Source organism: Trebonia sp., assembly GCF_049794275.1.
Taxonomy (GTDB): Bacteria; Actinomycetota; Actinomycetes; order Streptosporangiales; family Streptosporangiaceae; genus Trebonia.
Genome location: NZ_JBARCR010000936.1, coordinates 1 through 2,013, shown reverse-complemented (window position 1 = coordinate 2,013; position 2,013 = coordinate 1). Strand labels below are relative to the sequence as shown.

Here is a 2,013-nt window from a genome sequence, read left to right as displayed (position 1 = left end):
GACTTCAGCACGTACTCACCGTTGGACTGACGCGTCCATTCCTGGCTGGTGGCCCCTGCGCACTTCCCGAGGACCGCGGTCGTCGCGCCCGTGACGCACCCGCCGACCACGAGGAGCTCGCGGTTCGCCGCGAAGGTGATGTTCTGCGCGGCGCCGGCGGTGCAGGTCCAGATGACGATCTTGTTGAACACGGTGGTCTTGCCGTTGTAGTCACCGAGGCACTTGGAGTCGTACCCCTTCATCTCCCCGGTGGGAGAGCTCACCTGCCAGCCGAACGTGATCGTGTGCCAGCCGGTGTAGTAGGCGACTGTGACCTTGGACGTGAACGTGCCCGCCGTGACGTTGGGGGTGCCGCTGATCACGCCGGTGGACTTGTTGATGGACAGCCCGCCGGGCAGCCCGGACGCCGTGTACGTCAACGGCGTGTGCGCGCTGCCGGTCGAGGCCGTGATCTTGAGGCTGACGGCTTTGCCGGTGGTGGCCGTCTGGGTGGCCGGCGTGGTGACGGAGAGCGGGAGGATGCCGCTCATGACGCAGCCAGTGACCGCGTTGCTCCACAGGCTCTGCATGGCGAACGTGCCGGGGCCGATCTTGACGTTCCCGTACGGGTCGTTGTCGCCCCAGAGCTGGCCGCCCCAGGCGCACTTGTCGGCGACCTCGCCGCCGCTGATGGTGTCGGCGTTGTCCAGCCACCCGGTCCCTATCGGGTCGGTGATGGCCTCCATCAGCTCGTGCCCGCCGGTGATGCTGTACCCGTCGTCAGTGCCGGGCGTGTTGATGAAGCCCTGGCCGCAGCCGACCCCGGCGTCCGGCTGGTAGGGGAGGTTTTCCCACGGCAGGTGGAGGCTGGAGTTCGCCGTGTTGACGTCCCAGTCGTGGAAGGCGCAGTAGCCGCTCGCCTGGGGTGTCCCGCAGCTGCCGGCGAAGGTGACGCCGCCGCTGGCCGCGAAGCAGGTGCCCTGCTGCGCGGCGATGACGACGTCGGCGTCGTTGGTGTCGGTGATGTGCAGCCAGTTGACGGCCGCCGCCGCCTCGGTGCCGAGGTTGGTGTTGGTGACCGACTTCTCCGGGGTGTTCTTGTCCCAGTACGTGCTGACCAGCAGCCCCTTGCCGAACGTCGGGTGGCCGGTCTTGTCGCCGTACTGCTCCACGGTCGTCGACCAGTAGTCCGACGGCTGCCCGAGATCGGTGAAGAAGCTCTTCACGAAGTTCTCGGTGGCGGTGTAGGTCGAGGTTCCCCACTTCGGACCCCAGAAGACCAGGTACACGTGCGGCGTGTGCTGCACCGGGCCGCCACCGTAGGGCAGGTTGCAGTCCGGCTCGGTCCCGCAGGACACGGCGGCGGCCGCGTGGCTGGTGCTGGTGCTGGTGCTGGTGCTGGTGCCGGCGCTGGCTGGTGCGAGCGCCGCGTTCCTCTTGAGGCTGCTCCCGCGCGCGGGGATAACGCCGGAGACCGAGCCGGTGGCCACGGTGCCCGAGCTGCTATCGAATGAGGCCGAGGCGGCGGGCTGCACGACGTTGGTGGCGGGCGCGGGGCCGTTGGCCGCGCTCGCAATACCAGGCGCTGCGAGGGCGGTGGCGGTAGCGACCGCTGCGGCCGCGCCGACGGTCAGCAAAGTCCGGATCTTCACTTGGATCTCTCCCGCTCATGCAGCCACGGCCAGCCCAGCCGCCAGCCATGGGGCAGAGATTCCCACAAGTGCAACCACTTCGCATCAATGTTGTACTTATCGTTATTTTTCTTCTTCTGAACGGGCCCGTGGTGACCCTCGCTCCGTCGCCATGACTCGTGGGGCGGGGCGGTACGCCAGACTGGGGTCGTGCCCCGGACCGTATGTATCGACAGCGCCGGCGACCCGCGGCTGGCGGACTACACGCGGCTGACGGACGTCTCGCTGCGCACGCACCTGGAGGCGGAGCACGGCCTGTTCATCGCGGAGGGGTCGAAGGTCATCAGCCGCGCGGTCGCGGCGGGATACCCGGTGCGTTCCGTGCTGCTGGGGCGCGGCCGGC

Annotated in this window: 1 protein-coding gene and 1 pseudogene; one reads left to right on the top strand and one right to left on the bottom strand. The window is 68.5% G+C overall.

Annotation, left to right across the window (positions count from 1 at the left end):
* The coding region (locus WA805_RS24080; protein ID WP_425243469.1) for a putative Ig domain-containing protein at nucleotides 1–1,631 on the bottom strand (1,631 nt) is incomplete at its 3' end.
* Nucleotides 1,632–1,820: 189 nt separating this feature from the next.
* Here WA805_RS24080 and WA805_RS24075 point away from each other — a divergent pair.
* A pseudogene (locus WA805_RS24075) lies at nucleotides 1,821–2,013 on the top strand (TrmH family RNA methyltransferase); the annotation flags it as partial.